The sequence below is a fragment of the Herbaspirillum autotrophicum genome, from assembly GCF_001189915.1.
GTDB lineage: Bacteria > Pseudomonadota > Gammaproteobacteria > Burkholderiales > Burkholderiaceae_D > Herbaspirillum > Herbaspirillum autotrophicum.
The window spans coordinates 73,157-88,683 of record NZ_LFLS01000013.1 but is presented as its reverse complement, the minus strand read 5'-3'; the positions used below and the strand labels follow the sequence as shown (position 1 = coordinate 88,683).

Genomic DNA, 15,527 nt, shown 5'->3' with positions numbered 1-15,527 from the left:
CAGGCACTCATGTCATTTGATCCCATCGTACAGAAATCCATTTCCGAGCAAGTCGCACAACGGCTGCTCACCATGATTCGCAGCGGCTTGCTCAAGCCCGATCAGCAATTGCCACCGGAACGCGAACTGGCGTCGATGCTGGGGGTCGGCCGGCCGGCGGTGCGTGAAGCGATTCGCGGTCTGGCGTTGCTGGGTTTGTTGCGCATCAGGCAAGGTGAGGGCACTTTCGTCGGTTCGCTGGAGCCGCGCGAATTGCTGGAGCCGCTGGAAATGATCATCGATCTCAACGCCGGCACGCTGGAAGCGCTGTTTGATGCGCGCCTGATCATCGAAACCGGGGTTGCGGCACTGGCTGCGACACGCATGGCCGAAGCCGAGCTGGCGGTGCTGACCGCGAATATCGAAGATGAAGCGCGGCTGTTGAGTGACCCGGTGGCGTTTGCCGCGGCCGACGTCGAATTTCATGAAGCCATCATCGAAGCCTGCGACAACCCGTTTCTGCAAAGCATTGCCGGCAGCCTGTATGTGCTGGGCAAGAAAAGCCGCAGTATCACTTCGCGCATTCCGGCCACGCTGGAGCGCAGTCTGCAAGATCACCGCGACATTCTCGACGCGCTCAAGGCGCGCGATCCGGCGCGTGCTTCGGACGCCATGCGCGGCCATCTGGTGCGGGTGCGCGATGCCTATCGCGGCGCCGCCAAGAACAAGGACGAATCCGCCCGCGAGTGAGGCGCTCGCCAGGCCGGTGTGGCATTTTCGGCGCCGCTTCAACTGTTTTCACAACAAGACCGGCGCCTGACGCAAAGCCGGTGGCATCACCCTATTAACCTCTCCAGGAGTGCAGACAATGTTGGATTTGGCAGGCAAGGTAGTCTTCATTACCGGTGCAAGTACCGGAATCGGCGCAGCGGCAGCACGCGCATTTGGTGCCCGCGGCGCGCAAGTGGCGGTGCATTACAACCGCTCGGCAACGGAAGCCGAAGCGGTTGCGGCAGACATTCGCAACAGCGGCAGCAAGGCCATCACGGTCGGCGCCGACGTGCTCGACAGCGATGCCATTGCGCGCAGCGTGCAAGCAGTGGTGGAACAGTTTGGTCGTATCGATGTACTGATCAACAATGCCGGCAGTCTGGTCAAACGCGAAGCGCTGGAAAATACCACCGATGCCATGTTCGACGAGATCGTGCATATCAATGCCCGTTCGGTGGTGGCCTTCAGCCGTAACGTGATTCCGCTGATGCGCAAGCAGGGCGGCGGCAACATCATCAATGTGACGTCGGTGGCGGCGCGTCACGGCGGCGGTCCCGGCGCCTTGATCTATGCCGCATCGAAAGGCTTTGTCAGCACCATTACGCGCGGTATGGCCAAGGAATTGCTGCCGGATCACATCCGCGTCAATGCGGTGTCGCCGGGCGTGATCATGACGCCGTTCCAGGAGCGCTTCACCACGCCTGAACAATTGGAAAATTTCCGCAAGACCATTCCCATGGGCCGCATCGGCGAACCGGACGAATGCGCCGGCGCTTTCCTGTATCTGGCGTCGAATCATTTGTCGGGCTATGTCACCGGACAGATCATCGAAGTCAATGGCGGTCAGTACATGCCTTGATGGCGTTGATGCCGGCGTAAAGCCGGAGTCCGGACAACATGCCGTCGTCAGTGCAAACTGGCGGCGGCATGTTGTCTTTATGCGAGCGCTGGCACGGGCTTTGCTGATCTGCTGGGGATCCCGGAATCATCATGCCGGTTTGGGCTTTTTCGGGATTGCCGGACGGCGTTGGTGCAGTATCTGCACCGCAATGCAGCAGTCCGGTTTTTGCCATTCCCGCTATCGAGGAGCATTCATGGATCGTCATCTGGTTACCCAAAAAATCATTGAAGGCAAGGTCAGGAACAAAATGACCTGGGCCGCCGTGGCCGAAAAAATTGGCCAGAGCAAGGAGTGGACGACCGCCGCCATGCTGGGCCAGATGACATTGACGGCGAAGCAGGCGGCGATCACGCAGGAATTGTTCGGCCTCAGCGACGAAGAGACCCTGTGGTTGCAGATAGTGCCCTACAAAGGTTCGCTGCCGACGCCGGTGCCGACCGATCCGCTGATCTACCGCTGGTATGAAATCGTCAGCATCTATGGCACTACCATCAAGGAACTGATTCACGAAGAGTTCGGCGACGGCATCATGAGCGCCATCGACTTCAAGATGGATATCCAGCGGCAGGCCGATCCCAACGGTGATCGCGTCAATGTGGTGTTGAGCGGCAAATTTCTGCCCTACAAGACTTATTGAAGCATTTTTGTCGGACGCAGAAAGAGGGCGGTAGAATAGCCCGCATGAGCGCAGACCAAACTCCTCCCGTCCCCAAACATTCCGTGCGCCGCATGAAGGCGCGTTTCGTCGCCATCTCGTGGCGTGATCTGGCAGTCAGCTTCGGCCCCATCGTCTTGCTGGCGATTGTCGGCGTCTGGCTGGCGATCTGGCTGATCCATCCGGCGCCGCCCAACACCATCACCATCGTCACCGGGCCGAAAGACAGCAATTTCTGGAATACCGCAGAAAAGTATCGCAAGATTCTGGCGCGCGACGGCGTCACGCTCAAGGTGCTGACGTCAGAAGGCTCGCTCGATAACCTGCGCAAGCTGAGTGATCCGGACAGCGATGTCGATATCGGTTTCGTGCAGGGCGGGGTGGCCTCCGGCATCGATATTTCCGACCTGGTCTCGCTCGGCAGCGTGTCGTATGTGCCGGTATCGGTTTTCTATCGCGGCAAGACCGCTGTCACCCGCTTGTCTGAATTGCATGGCTTGAAGGTCGCCATCGGCATGCCGGGCAGCGGCTCGCGCGTGCTGGCGCTGAGCCTGCTCAAGGCCAACGGCATTGAACCGGGCGGCAAGACGCAGTTGCTCGACATGGGCGGCGATGAAGCCGCCAAGGCGCTGGTGGCCAACGAGATCGATGCCGCCTTTCTGATGGGGGATTCAGCTTCGCCACCTACCATGGGCAAACTGTTGCGCACCCCGGGTATCCGCTTGCTCGACTTTTCGCAGGCGGCTGCTTATGCCCGGCGCTTCAGTTATCTGAATGAACTGCGGTTGCCGATGGGCGTGTTCGATCTCGGCAAGAATTCACCGGAGCGCAACATTCGTCTCATTGCGCCGACGGCTGAACTGATCGCCCGCGACAGCCTGCATCCGGCCTTGTCGGATCTGCTGATCGAGGCGGCGCGCGAAGTACATGGCAAATCCAATGTGCTGCAACGCGCCGGTGAATTTCCGGCACCGCTGGAGCATGAGTTCCCGATCAGCGACGATGCCAAGCGCTACTATAAATCCGGCAAGAGCTTCTTCTACCGTACCTTGCCGTTCTGGCTGGCGAGCCTGGTGGACCGCACGGTAGTGATCTTGCTGCCGATCATTCTGTTGCTGATTCCGGGGCTGCGTCTGGTGCCGATGCTGTACGGCTGGCGCATCAAGTCGCGCATCTATCGCTGGTATGGCGCACTGATTGCGCTGGAGCGCGGCGTCACCGGCCATTCGCCGGAAGAGCAGGCCAGGATGCGGGCGCAACTGGATGAAATCGAAGCGGCCGTGAATCGCATGAAAATGCCGCTGGCGTTTGCCGATCAGTTCTATGTGTTGCGCGAGCATATCGGCTTCGTGCGCAGCCGGCTCGAGGGCAGTACCTGACGGCGAGTGCCGGATGCGCGAATTGGGGGCAGGTCCGGCGGCCGTGCTAATATCGTTTGGCGCTGAAACAACAGCACATAAAAAGTACTGTTTATTTATACAGTAGTCGTGATACAGTGGATTCTCTTTCAAACGGATAGGAATCACTGCCATGACACACTTGGATCTTGCCTCAACTGCACGATTTGGTCTGGAATCCAGCCCGACCTCCTTCAGCCTGCGCATGGGTCGCCGCGAAATGTTCGTCTGCCGCGACACCTATGTCCGCCGCTACCGGGTCAATCCGGTAATCGAATGCAGCGCCGGTCTGCAAGCCGGTCACCTCGAAATTCTCCTGTTCCGTCGCTGGCTCGTCGTGCTGTCGAAAGCACGCGGCTGAAATGCGAGCCACGTGGTACTGCCGGATAGCGGGCAGGCTGCAAGCGACGCGATCTGACGCATGCCATCAGATGCGGGTAAGCAAAAAATTAAAACGCGAATAATTCTCATTTGTGCTATATTCCTGACGGCCTTTACACATGCAAGCACGGCACGTGACGCTTCTTTTGGGGCGGACGCGCCACCGGCTTGCGGTGCAAAGACTGCAGATTAATCAGCCGAAAGGGGATAGTTCATGTTTTTACGCAAGTTTGTCTTACGCACGTTGGCAGCAGGAATCATGCTGGCGGGTATCTCAACAGCCGCACATGCGCAGGAAAAGGTGATCAACCTGTATTCCGCCCGTCATTATCAGACTGACGAAGCGCTCTACAGCGGGTTCACCAAAGCCACCGGTATCAAGATCAATCGCGTTGACGGTGACGATGCCGGCACACTGGCACGTCTGAAAAGCGAAGGCAGCGCCAGTCCGGCGGATGTGATTTTGCTGGTCGATGCCGCCCGTCTGTGGCGCGCCGAAAATGACGGCTTGTTCCAGCCGGTGAAATCGAGCGTACTGGAATCGCGGATTCCGGCCAACCTGCGTGGCAAGGATGACGGTCAGGGTTCGCAATGGTTCGGCTTTTCGACCCGCGCCCGCGTGATCGTGTACAACAAGCAAAACATGAAGCCGGAAGACGTCGACACTTACGAGTCGCTGGCCGATCCGAAAAACAAGGGCAAATTGTGCACCCGCTCCGGCGCACACCCTTACAACGTTTCGCTGTTTGGTGCCTTGCTTGAGCATGTCGGCGAAGCCAAAACGGAAGCGATTCTCAAAGGCATGGTTGCCAACATGGCGCGCTCGCCGGTCGGCGGCGATACAGATCAGATCAAGGCCGTCGCTTCCGGTGAATGCGGTGTTGCCATTTCCAATTCGTATTATGTCGCGCGTCTGATGAAGTCGACCAAGCCGGAAGATATCGCCGTGGTCAGCAAGATCGGCGTCGTCTGGCCGAATCAGAAAACCTTTGGCGCCCACGTCAATATCGCCGGTGCCGGTGTTGCCAAGCATGCACCACACAAGGCTGAGGCCATCAAGTTCCTGGAATATCTGTCGAGCGACGATGCCCAGCGTTATTTCGCCGAAGGCAACAATGAATGGCCGGCAGTCAAGAGCGTCAAGACCGGCAATGCCGCGCTGGATTCTCTGGGACCATTCAAGGCTGAAGTGATTGATGTGGCAGCAACCGGCCGCAATCAGCAAAAGGTATTGCAGATTCTGGACCGCGTTGGCTACAAGTAATCAGTACCATGGGTTTCCGGTGCAACGGATTTGAGATGCACCGGCACCAAAGAAAAACCCCGCAGGGCAGTGATGCTCTGCGGGGTTTTTCTTTGGCTGAATGCCTTGTCTGTTAAACCGGTACCGGTTGCGGAAATGCCACCACGTGACTGACATCAAGTCGCACGCCAATCCATTCACCGATGGCGTGATCGTGATGGGATGGCACCAGCGACAACACCTGCAAGCCATCGCCGAGTTCCAGCGTGTACAGAAAGTCGGCACCGCGAAACAGTTTGCGCACCACCCGCGCCTTGAATGGCGAGGCATCGTCGTGCAGGATGTCATCCGAGCGCAGCAAGACATCGAAATCGGTTTGTTCCTGATCATCGCCAAAGCTGGCGGCGGCCACATCATGCACATTGCCGAGCGGAGTCGACATGGTCAGTCCCAGATCGTCGCGCACCAGAGTGCAGGGGACGAACACCCCGTGCCCGATGAAGTCCGCCACAAAGCGGGTGGTCGGACGGTGATACAGGGTATAGGCCTGGTCCCACTGTTCCAGATTGGCTTGCTGCATGACGCCGACGATATCGCCGACGGCAAATGCTTCCATCTGATCGTGCGTCACCATCAGCGCCGTGATGCGCGCCTGTTTCAGGATGTGCCGCACATCGTCGGCCAGCCGTTCACGCAATTCCACATCGAGGCTGGAAAACGGTTCGTCGAGCAACAGCAGGCGCGGCTCCGGCGCCAGTGCCCGGGCCAGCGCCACGCGTTGTTGCTGACCACCCGACAATTGATGCGGAAATTTGTCCTGCGCGCCATCGAGGCCGACCAGCGCCAGCATTTCGCTGACGCGCGCACTGCGTTCCCGCGCGCTGCCATGACGCAAACCGAAACCGATGTTGGCGCCGATGTTCAGGTGCGGGAACAAGGCAAAGTCCTGGAACACCATGCCGATGCGGCGTTGTTCGGCCGCAATGCGGATGCCGGGACCATCGAGTACCTGACCGTCGAGTGTGATGGTGCCGGCCCGGGTATGTTCCAGCCCGGCAATCGCCCGCAACAGCGTGGTCTTGCCGCTGCCGGACGGGCCGATCAATACGCCCAGCTGACCTGCCTGCAATTGCAGGGAAACCGATTCAACCGCGGGCGAAGGGGCACGCGGATAACTGACACTGACCTGATCGACTTGCAGAAACATCGGAACCTTCGGGGAAAATAGTTACAATTCTCATTTGCCGCCAGTGTAGCGCATGTTGCCGGTGTCTTTGCATGTCGCGTTTGCTCCGGTTTTCATTCGTTGTTCTCTATCATTGCTCTCTATGTATCTTATCGGCCTGATCGCTTTACTCATTGCCTTGCCCCTGTTCGGTATCGTGTCGGCCTGGTTCAGTCTGGATGTCAACGGACTGCAAGTATTGGCGCAGCAAATGCAGACCGTCATGCCGGGTTACCTGGCGACCTCGGCCTGGCTGGCGTTTGCGGTGACGCTGGGAGTGATCATTGTCGGTGCCGGTACCGCAGTTGCCATCAGCCTGTTTGAATTTCGCGGCAAGCGTTTTCTCTCCTGGGCTTTGTTGTTGCCGATGGCGATGCCGGCCTATGTCTCGGCCTACGCCTTTACCGATTTTCTGCAATACGGCGCGCCGTTGCAAACATCCTTGCGCGCCATCTTTCCCGGTTTCCGGTTTGATGTGCGCAGCTTGTCGGGCGCGATATTTCTGTTCGTGTTCACGCTCTACCCCTACGCCTATCTGCTGGCACGCAATGCGCTCAGCGAACGCGGCGCGCATTTGATGGAAGCCGCACGGCTGCTGGGAACGCCGCTCGGCGAACGGATTCGCAAGGTGGCGCTGCCGCTGGCGCGGCCGGCGCTGATGGCCGGGGCCGCCCTGGCATTGATGGAAACGTTGGCCGATTACGGCGTCAGCGCCTACTTCGGGTTGACCACGTTTACCACCGGCATCTACAAAGCCTGGATGGTCATGGATGACCGTATCGCTGCCGCCCAATATGCCACCGTGCTGCTGTTGTTCGTTGCCTTGTTGCTGTGGGTCGAGCGGCGCGAGCAGCAGCGCATGCGGTTCGCCACGGTGCGCGGTCATCGCGGCGATGGCGCCGAATCACGCTTGCCGCGATTGGGCCGCAGCGGCACCACACTGGCCTGGCTGGTGTGCGGCTTGCCGGTCGTGCTGGGTTTCATTTTGCCGGTGCTGATCTTGTTGCATCTGATCTGGCGCGATCCGGTAGCGCTTGATCTGACGCGCTATGTCAGCTGGACCTGGAACAGTTTCCGCTTCGGCGGTAGCGCCGCCGTGATTGCAGTACTGCTGGCATTGGCCTTGTGTTTCGCGCAGCGCGCCAATGATTTGCCGCGCATCCGCCGGTTGATGCTGCGCTTTGTTGCCCGCCTGGCATCGATGGGCTATGCGATTCCCGGCTCGGTGATTGCAGTCGGCATTTTGCTGCCGCTGGCATGGTTGCAGGCCTTGATGCCGGGCAGCATGATCGGCATCTGGCTGACGGCGACCTCGGCCGGCGTGGTTTACGCTTATCTGGTACGCTTTACCGCGGTCGCCGTGCAATCGGTGGAAGCCGGTTATTCGCGGATTCCGGCCAGCTTCGATGAGGCCGCCCGGACCATGGGCAGCTCGCGCTGGCATATCGTCCGGCGTCTACATATGCCGTTGCTGTGGCGCTCGTTGGCCACTGCCGCGCTGATGGTGTTTGTCGATGTGGTCAAGGAACTGCCGGCGACCTTGCTGTTGCGGCCGTTCAATACCGACACGCTGGCCGTGATCGCCCATAATCTGGCGCGCGACGAACGTCTGGCCGAAGCCGCGGTGCCGGCGCTGACGATTGTGGCGGTCGGCCTGATTCCGGTGCTGCTGGTTACGCGGGCCTTGAATCGCAAGGCATGACGGACGTACCGATGAATTTCACCAGTTAAAAAGGAAGCACATGTCTGCATACGATTATGATTTGTTCACCATCGGTGGCGGTTCCGGCGGCGTGCGCGCCAGCCGCTTTGCGGCGCAACACGGTGCACGCGTGGCGATTGCCGAAAGTCAGTATCTGGGCGGGACCTGCGTCAATGTCGGTTGCATTCCGAAAAAGCTGATGTCGTATGGCGCGCATTTTCATGAAGACTTCAGTGATGCCGTCGGCTATGGTTGGCAACCGGGCCAGCCGGGGTTCGACTGGGCCACGCTGATCGCCGCCAAAGATAAGGAAATCGCCCGTCTCAACGGCGTCTACCGCAAATTGCTCGATGGCGCCGGCGTCAAGGTGATTGACGGTTTTGCCGTGATCGAGGATGCGCATACCGTGCGCGTCGGCGAGCAGCGCTTCAGTGCTGAACATATCCTGATCGCTACCGGTGGCCAGCCGTCGGTGCCAAACTTTCCAGGCAGCGTCCATGCGATCACGTCGGACGGCTTTTTCCGTTTGCCGGCCTTGCCGGCGCGCACGGTGGTGATGGGCGGCGGCTACATTGCCGTCGAACTGGCCTCGATCCTGAATGGCTTGGGCAGTCAGGTCACGCTGGTGTATCGCGGCAAACAATTGTTGCGCACCATGGACGCTGAACTCGGTGTGTTTCTGGCGGCGGAAATGCAGAAGAAGGGCATGCAGATATTATTTGAAACCACGATTGCCGGCATCGAACAAAGCGCCGGCGGCAAGACCGTGATACTTGATGATGGCCGTCGTATCGAAGCCGATTGTGTGCTGCTGGCAACCGGACGCGATGCCAATACGGCGCAACTGGGGCTGGGCAATGCCGGTGTCGCCACCAAGGATAACGGCGCCATTGTGGTCAATGAACAGTTCGCCACCAATGTGCCATCGATCCACGCGATTGGCGATGTGATCGACCGCATTGCCTTGACGCCGGTGGCGCTGGCCGAAGGCATGGCGGTGGCCGGACGCCTGTTCAACAAGGCGGCGCGTTCAGTGTCTTACGATAATGTGCCGACCGCCGTATTCAGTCATCCGAATGTGGCGACGGTGGGGTTGAGTGAAGAGCAGGCGCGCAAGAAATTTACCGGACTGCGGATCTTCAAGTCCGAATTCAAACCGCTCAAGCATACGCTGAGCGGCAATCCGGAACGTACCTTCATGAAACTGGTGGTGGACGCCGCCAGCGACAAGGTGCTGGGGGTGCACATGGTCGGCGCCGAAGCCGGTGAAATCATGCAGGGCTTTGCGGTGGCGTTGCAGTGCGGTGCGACCAAGGCGCAGTTCGACGCCACCATCGGCATTCATCCGACGGCGGCTGAAGAGTTCGTGACGATGCGTACGCCGGTCTGAAACAGTGAAACCCTAGCGCCAGAGGCTGTAGCCGATACGAAATTGCGGCGTCAGTTTCTGGTTGTAGGTCAGCAGGCTTTCGCCATAACCATAAAACACGCTGGCCATCACGTAACCGGCAGCACCCGGCAACCATTTCGTGACCGGATAGCTCAACTGCGAGTCAATGCTGCCGTAGTTGCTGGCCGAACCCTTGCGCAGCGTGCTGGAAAATTCAATGCCATCCGGTTTGCCGAACGCGATGTTGAGATCGACGTTGCCGCGGTAGCGGGCGATATCCGGATTGTCTTCGCGCGAACCGATATAGGCGTAAATCTTGGGCGAAATGCGCAGATGGTAATCGTTGAGATTGCCGAAGCTGAATGTCGGTCGCACGAATGCCATATTGATGCTGCGCGATTGCGCACCATCGCGGCCGTTGGATTCATGTTCCAGCCCGGTCGCCACCGCCATGCGGCTCAGAATGCCATTCTGGATGCCGAGGTCCGGCAAGAAATAATACAGGCTGGGGCGGTAATTGGTATCGCGGAACGGCGCTGACGGGCTTTGCAGATCCCATAAGGAAAACTGGGTATACGCGAAATACAGATTGTCGATCAGGCCGTGTGAGCGCGGATCGTCCGGCTGAAAAATGCGGTACTTGAAGCTCAGCTGGAATTTGGCGTTGCTGTTGCCACCGCTGTTGCCGGCGACAAAATACATCGGTTCATTGAACGTCAGGCGCGAGGTATTGATCAGGTCCAGCGCTGCCGGCGCGCTGGCGTTGGCTGCTGCGTTGGCGCCCGGCGTGATGACCGAAGCTGCCGGCGTCACCGGTGCGGCAGCGCTGTCAGAATGCGCCAGCGGTGCATCGGCCATGAAAGGCACCGGTGCCAGTGGTCCCAATGCCGGATCGGGACGCACCACGACCAGCAGCATCGGCGCCGCATCAAGGCCGACCGGCTCGATCCGGACATTGCCGCGCATATTCGGCGGCAGTACGGCGCTGTAGGTATATTTGCGGAATTCGCCTTTGCGCAGGGTGATCTGATCGTTGCCATCATCATCGCGCCGCAACGCGATCTGCTGCGGCGGAATCATGTCTGCCGACACTGCGACCATCAATTGTTTTGGAATCTCGTATTGCTGTTGCGGCAAATTGTCATCACTGACCAGCAACGTCAGTTGCAGCGGTTGTGTGCCATCGATGCGCTTGCCCGGCTGCAGCAAGGCGACACCGGCGATGGCATTTTGCAACAACAGCAGGGAAGCACCGGCGATCAGACTGCGCCGCAGAATTCGAAAAGAAGTGGACGTGGGTGGCATGGGCAGGCGTTGGTTAGCGGAACAAGTGGAGGGAGTTCGGGAATTGACTGCATTGCATTAATAAAGTTGCCTGGATCATACGATTGAATCCCCCCCATGTTGTCAATAATTAGCATTTAGATAGTGAGTTGGCGGCGTAAATCAAATTTACGGGATAATGGCGGTTTTGCTTATTGTTTCGACAAGTCCATGTTGACCGACTCTTCCGCCCGCTGCAGCCTCATCTGCCTCCAACTGATTTGCCATCCATGTTAACCGCTTCTTACGATAGCGCGCTGGTCGTCGTTTCGCTGCTGGTTGCCATTCTCGCTTCCTATACCGCGCTGGACATGGCGGAGCGGATCAACAGCACACAGGAATTCGGTGGCCGTTCGTGGCTGGTGGGTGGCGCGGTCGCCATGGGCATCGGCATCTGGTCGATGCACTTCATCGGCATGCTGGCATTCCGGTTGCCGATCGTATTGGGATATGACATCTGGATTACCTTGCTGTCGTTGCTGGTGGCGATCATCGTTTCCGGCTTTGCACTGTGGACCGTCAGCCGGCCCGAGCTGCCGCTGCGACGCCTGCTCAAGAGCGCGCTGCTGATGGGTGGCGGGATTGCCCTGATGCATTACATCGGCATGGCGGCGATGCTGATGAATCCGGCGATTCAATACGACCCGCTGATATTCCTTGCATCCATCGTGATTGCGGTGGTGGCGGCCGGCGCCGCCTTGTGGATTGCCTTTCACTTGCGGCGCAATACACCGCATGTCAGATTGGCCCGCGCCAGTGCCGCAGTGGTAATGGGCATTGCCATCGTCGGCATGCATTACACCGGGATGGAAGCGGCCCGTTTCCCACTCGGCAGTATCTGCACCGCCGCGCGTGAAGGCGTCAGTCCGGGCTGGCTGGCGATCGTGATTGTCATCGCGACGTTGTCGGTGCTGACCATCGCCTTGCTGACCTCGATCCTGGATGCGCGTCTGGAATCGCGCACCGCCAAGCTGGCAGTATCGCTGGCCGAAGCCAATGAAGAATTGACGCAACAGGTATTGCATGACCATCTGACCAAGCTGCCCAACCGCACTCTGCTGGAAGACCGGCTGAATCAGGCCATTCATCAGGCCTCACGCGAACATGGTCATTTCGCATTGATGTTCATCGATCTCGACGGCTTCAAGGCCATCAACGATTCGCTCGGTCATCACATCGGTGACTTGCTGCTGATCGAAGTCGCCAACCGGATCCGGTCCATCATGCGCGCGCACGATACTGTGGCCCGCCTCGGCGGCGATGAGTTCGTGTTGCTGGTCGATCTCAAGGAACGCGACGATGCCGTGGCCATCGCCGACAAGCTGGTTACCATCATCAACGAGCCATTTCATATCCAGCGCCATGACCTGAGTGTCTCGGCCAGCGTCGGCATCGCGATTTATCCGGAAGATGGCAGCACGCGTCACGATCTGGTGATCAATGCCGATGCCGCCATGTATCACACCAAGCGCAGCGGCCGCAACGGCTACCATTTCTTTGAAGCATCGATGAATGCCAATGCGCACAACCAGCTGCAATTGCTGCAGGATTTGCGGCAAGCGCTGGAGCGCAAGGAATTCGTCTTGTATTACCAGCCCAAATTCAATCCGCCGAATGGCCCGGTGCTGGGCGCTGAGGCCTTGCTGCGTTGGCAGCATCCGACCCGTGGCATGGTTGGTCCGGATGAGTTTATCGGACTGGCTGAAAAATCCGGCTTGATCGTACCGATCGGCGCCTGGGTATTGAATGAGGCGTGCCGGCAAATGCGCGAATGGCGTGATCTCGGACATCTCGACTGGAAAGTGGCGGTCAATTTGTCGGCGCTGCAATTTGCGCATCACGATCTGATCGAGTTGGTCCAGTCGACACTGGCGCGCTACGATTTGCCGGCGCGTTGCCTGACACTGGAAGTGACTGAATCGACCGCGATGCATGATGCCGAAGCGAGCCTGCTGACCTTGCAGAAAATCGCCGATCTCGGCGTTGATATTTCCATCGATGACTTCGGCACCGGCTACTCCAGTCTGCTGTATCTCAAGCGCTTGCCTGCCAATGAATTGAAAATCGATCGTGGCTTTGTCCGCGACCTCGGCATCGGTACCGATGATGCCGCCATCGTTTCCTCGATTGTGGCCCTGGGGCGCACGCTGAATCTGCGGATTGTGGCGGAGGGCGTCGAAACTGCCATGCAACAGGATTTCCTGACGGAACTCGGCTGCGATGCATTGCAAGGATATCTGATGGGACGGCCAATGCCGGCGGATCAGTTTCTGGCAGCAACTTCAAACTTGTAAGTCTCGTCCGCCACCACTTCTGGCGGGCACGGAGCAGCGTGTCGCTGCATTCCATTATTTTCATTCGCATGGCTTCCCTTTTTTCCTTGCCTCACTAAAATCAGATATGCATCTGATTGACGTGAGGCGATGGCGTGCTGCCGCCGGTCAATACCAATGCAATCACGACGACACGGCAGGTTTCGCATAGCACAGCATCCTTCGGGGGGAGAACGTGAACATGATGAACAATATCCGCATCGGCAAACGCCTGGGCATGGGGTTTGCACTGATTCTGAGTTTGTCGCTGGTGATTGCGGTGATCGGTATCTGGCGCCTGCAATCGGTGGCCGCCGCCACCACCGCTATGATGGCCACGCCACTGGCCAAAGAACGCATGATCAGCGACTGGTATCTGAATACTTACGGCGGTATCCGGCGCGCGATGGCGATTGCCAAGAGCGCCGATACCTCGCTCGGAGGATTCTTCAAACCGGAAACCGAGACGGCCACCCGAAACTCGGGTGAGCTGCAGAAAAAAATCGGCGCCATGTTGACCTCCGACGACGAACGACAATTGTTTGACAAGATCGCACAGCAACGCCAGGTCTATCTGACGACCCGCGATGTGATCTACAAGGCCAAGGCTGCAGCCAATCCGGATCAGGCCATGATCGATGCCGCGCTGGAAAAGGACTTCTTGCCGGCGGCAGCTTTGTATCAGCAACAGGTCGAGAACTTGCTGCTGTTACAGCGCCAAAATATCGATCAGCTGAACATCGATATCAATGCCGTGGCAGTGCAGAGTACCCGGCTGCTGGTGTTGCTGGAAGTGCTGGTGCTGATCCTCGGCATGACATGTGCCTGGTATCTGACCATCGGCATCACGCGCCCGCTCAATGCGGCGGTCGGGATTTCCCGGCGGGTCGCCGCGGGTGACCTCAATACCACCATCGTGGTCAATTCCAGGGATGAGTCGGGACAACTGCTGCAAGCCTTGCAAGACATGAATCTCAGCTTGCGCAATATCGTCGGCAATGTGCGCACCGGTACCGATACGATAGCCACGGCGTCGAGTCAGATTGCATCGGGTAATCTGGATCTGTCTTCGCGTACGGAACAGCAGGCGGGTTCGCTGGAAGAAACCGCGTCGGCGATGGAACAGTTGACTTCCACCGTCAGGCAAAATGCCGATAACGCACGGCAAGCCAATCAACTGGCGGTGTCGGCCTCGGCAGTGGCGGTGCAGGGCGGCAGCGTGGTCGGGCAAGTGATTGCCACTATGGGGTCAATCAATGAATCGTCGAAAAAGATCGTCGATATCATCAGCGTGATTGATGGCATTGCATTTCAAACCAATATTCTGGCGCTGAACGCGGCAGTAGAGGCGGCCCGGGCCGGCGAACAGGGACGCGGTTTCGCGGTGGTGGCCAGTGAAGTGCGCAGTCTGGCGCAACGCAGTGCGGCTGCGGCCAAGGAAATCAAGTCGCTGATCGATGACTCGGTGGAAAAGGTCGGGGTCGGCAGCCGGCTGGTGGAGCAGGCCGGCAGCACCATGGACGAAGTCGTGGAGAGTGTCAGACGGGTGACCGATATTGTCAGCGACATCAGTGCTGCCAGTCAGGAGCAAAGCACCGGCATCGAAGAAATCAACCGCGCGGTCACGCTGATGGATCAAACCACGCAGCAAAATGCAGCACTGGTGGAGCAAGCGGCAGCAGCGGCGCAGTCGATGCAGGATCAGGCGACGAAGCTGGCGCAACTGGTGAGCGTGTTCAATCTCAGTGGCGCTGGCAGCAAGTTGTTGCATCCGGTCACTTAGCCGTCGCATTCGCGCTGATAGGACTCGGCCGCGCGCCGGCTTTGGCGTCTGGCCTTGTCGAGCGTCTTGCTGTCGGCCTGACGCAGATCTTCTTCCGCCCATTGCCGGCGTTGCGCCAGCGCGGCGCATTTCTTGTTCTTCTTTTGGGCGGCGCTGTTGGCGCGGGATTGCTGATGCCGGGCTTGTGTCTCTTTTTTGTCTTCCGCCTGGCGTTCGGTTTCCAGTTGTTTGAGTGCGGCCTTGTCTTGCGCCGCTCTTTTTCTGGCAGCGGCGGCATCGGGAGGCGGTGCCGTGAAGTCCAGCGTTTTGCCGCCGGGGCAGGGGACGTCGGTATAGCGAATGACGCCGGCTTCATGGCATTTGTAAATGGCCCGGGCCGGTGTGGCGGGCAACAACAGGGCTGCCAGCAAGGGCAGCAGGCGACGATGTCGGTGGTACATGGAGAACTCCCCGGAGCAAATGGCG

Annotated in this window: 13 protein-coding genes; 10 read left to right on the top strand and 3 right to left on the bottom strand. The window is 58.7% G+C overall.

Annotated elements, in window-relative coordinates; all coding sequences use genetic code 11:
* Positions 1–9: 9 nt before the first annotated feature.
* From AKL27_RS12080 to AKL27_RS12050, 6 genes are all read left to right on the top strand, one after another.
* On the top strand, positions 10–729 hold the full coding sequence (locus tag AKL27_RS12080; protein WP_050463126.1) for a FadR/GntR family transcriptional regulator: 720 nt from the start codon (positions 10–12) through the stop codon (positions 727–729).
* Positions 730–847: 118 nt separating this feature from the next.
* Positions 848–1,609 carry an SDR family NAD(P)-dependent oxidoreductase gene (locus AKL27_RS12075; RefSeq protein ID WP_050463077.1) on the top strand — a complete coding sequence of 254 codons (762 nt, stop codon included), beginning with the start codon at positions 848–850 and terminating at the stop codon, positions 1,607–1,609.
* Between the two features lie 235 nt (positions 1,610–1,844).
* Entirely contained in the window at positions 1,845–2,288 is a 444-nt protein-coding gene (gene cynS / locus AKL27_RS12065) for a cyanase (protein WP_050463075.1), read from the top strand.
* A 44-nt stretch (positions 2,289–2,332) separates the two neighbouring features.
* Positions 2,333–3,685 carry a TAXI family TRAP transporter solute-binding subunit gene (locus tag AKL27_RS12060; protein ID WP_050463074.1) on the top strand — a complete coding sequence of 451 codons (1,353 nt, stop codon included), beginning with the start codon at positions 2,333–2,335 and terminating at the stop codon, positions 3,683–3,685.
* Between the two features lie 151 nt (positions 3,686–3,836).
* Complete coding sequence (locus AKL27_RS12055; RefSeq protein ID WP_050463073.1) at positions 3,837–4,064, top strand: hypothetical protein; 228 nt, start codon at positions 3,837–3,839, stop codon at positions 4,062–4,064.
* A gap of 234 nt (positions 4,065–4,298) precedes the next feature.
* Positions 4,299–5,348 (top strand): Fe(3+) ABC transporter substrate-binding protein, encoded by a 1,050-nt coding sequence (locus AKL27_RS12050; protein WP_050463072.1) that lies wholly within the window; start codon positions 4,299–4,301, stop codon positions 5,346–5,348.
* A gap of 112 nt (positions 5,349–5,460) precedes the next feature.
* On the opposite strand, the gene AKL27_RS12045 is transcribed toward AKL27_RS12050, so the two are convergent.
* Complete coding sequence (locus AKL27_RS12045; RefSeq protein WP_050463071.1) at positions 5,461–6,534, bottom strand: ABC transporter ATP-binding protein; 1,074 nt, start codon at positions 6,532–6,534, stop codon at positions 5,461–5,463.
* A 121-nt stretch (positions 6,535–6,655) separates the two neighbouring features.
* Here AKL27_RS12045 and AKL27_RS12040 point away from each other — a divergent pair, with 121 nt between their 5' ends.
* Both AKL27_RS12040 and gorA read left to right on the top strand, forming a co-directional pair.
* Complete coding sequence (locus AKL27_RS12040) at positions 6,656–8,254, top strand: ABC transporter permease (RefSeq protein ID WP_050463070.1); 1,599 nt, start codon at positions 6,656–6,658, stop codon at positions 8,252–8,254.
* 40 nt (positions 8,255–8,294) lie between these two features.
* Positions 8,295–9,644 (top strand): glutathione-disulfide reductase, encoded by a 1,350-nt coding sequence (gorA, locus tag AKL27_RS12035; protein ID WP_050463069.1) that lies wholly within the window; start codon positions 8,295–8,297, stop codon positions 9,642–9,644.
* Between the two features lie 12 nt (positions 9,645–9,656).
* On the opposite strand, the gene AKL27_RS12030 is transcribed toward gorA, so the two are convergent.
* On the bottom strand, positions 9,657–10,949 hold the full coding sequence (locus AKL27_RS12030) for a phospholipase A (RefSeq protein WP_050463068.1): 1,293 nt from the start codon (positions 10,947–10,949) through the stop codon (positions 9,657–9,659).
* 248 nt (positions 10,950–11,197) lie between these two features.
* Between AKL27_RS12030 and AKL27_RS12025 the strand changes: the two genes are divergently transcribed.
* Positions 11,198–13,261 (top strand): putative bifunctional diguanylate cyclase/phosphodiesterase, encoded by a 2,064-nt coding sequence (locus AKL27_RS12025; protein ID WP_050463067.1) that lies wholly within the window; start codon positions 11,198–11,200, stop codon positions 13,259–13,261.
* Positions 13,262–13,481: 220 nt separating this feature from the next.
* Entirely contained in the window at positions 13,482–15,062 is a 1,581-nt protein-coding gene (locus AKL27_RS12020) for a methyl-accepting chemotaxis protein (protein WP_157056901.1), read from the top strand.
* Here AKL27_RS12020 and AKL27_RS12015 read toward each other — a convergent pair.
* Entirely contained in the window at positions 15,059–15,502 is a 444-nt protein-coding gene (locus AKL27_RS12015; RefSeq protein WP_050463065.1) for a DUF4124 domain-containing protein, read from the bottom strand. The two genes, AKL27_RS12020 and AKL27_RS12015, sit on opposite strands and share 4 nt — an antisense overlap.
* Positions 15,503–15,527 lie beyond the last annotated feature (25 nt).

Bases quoted from the DNA above. Each gene is read 5' to 3' on its own strand.
- AKL27_RS12080 (WP_050463126.1), top strand. From the start codon at position 10: ATGTCATTTGATCCCATCGTACAGAAATCCATTTCCGAGCAAGTCGCA.
- AKL27_RS12075 (WP_050463077.1), top strand. From the start codon at position 848: ATGTTGGATTTGGCAGGCAAGGTAGTCTTCATTACCGGTGCAAGTACC.
- cynS (WP_050463075.1), top strand. From the start codon at position 1,845: ATGGATCGTCATCTGGTTACCCAAAAAATCATTGAAGGCAAGGTCAGG.
- AKL27_RS12060 (WP_050463074.1), top strand. From the start codon at position 2,333: ATGAGCGCAGACCAAACTCCTCCCGTCCCCAAACATTCCGTGCGCCGC.
- AKL27_RS12055 (WP_050463073.1), top strand. From the start codon at position 3,837: ATGACACACTTGGATCTTGCCTCAACTGCACGATTTGGTCTGGAATCC.
- AKL27_RS12050 (WP_050463072.1), top strand. From the start codon at position 4,299: ATGTTTTTACGCAAGTTTGTCTTACGCACGTTGGCAGCAGGAATCATG.
- AKL27_RS12045 (WP_050463071.1), bottom strand. From the start codon at position 6,534: ATGTTTCTGCAAGTCGATCAGGTCAGTGTCAGTTATCCGCGTGCCCCT.
- AKL27_RS12040 (WP_050463070.1), top strand. From the start codon at position 6,656: ATGTATCTTATCGGCCTGATCGCTTTACTCATTGCCTTGCCCCTGTTC.
- gorA (WP_050463069.1), top strand. From the start codon at position 8,295: ATGTCTGCATACGATTATGATTTGTTCACCATCGGTGGCGGTTCCGGC.
- AKL27_RS12030 (WP_050463068.1), bottom strand. From the start codon at position 10,949: ATGCCACCCACGTCCACTTCTTTTCGAATTCTGCGGCGCAGTCTGATC.
- AKL27_RS12025 (WP_050463067.1), top strand. From the start codon at position 11,198: ATGTTAACCGCTTCTTACGATAGCGCGCTGGTCGTCGTTTCGCTGCTG.
- AKL27_RS12020 (WP_157056901.1), top strand. From the start codon at position 13,482: ATGATGAACAATATCCGCATCGGCAAACGCCTGGGCATGGGGTTTGCA.
- AKL27_RS12015 (WP_050463065.1), bottom strand. From the start codon at position 15,502: ATGTACCACCGACATCGTCGCCTGCTGCCCTTGCTGGCAGCCCTGTTG.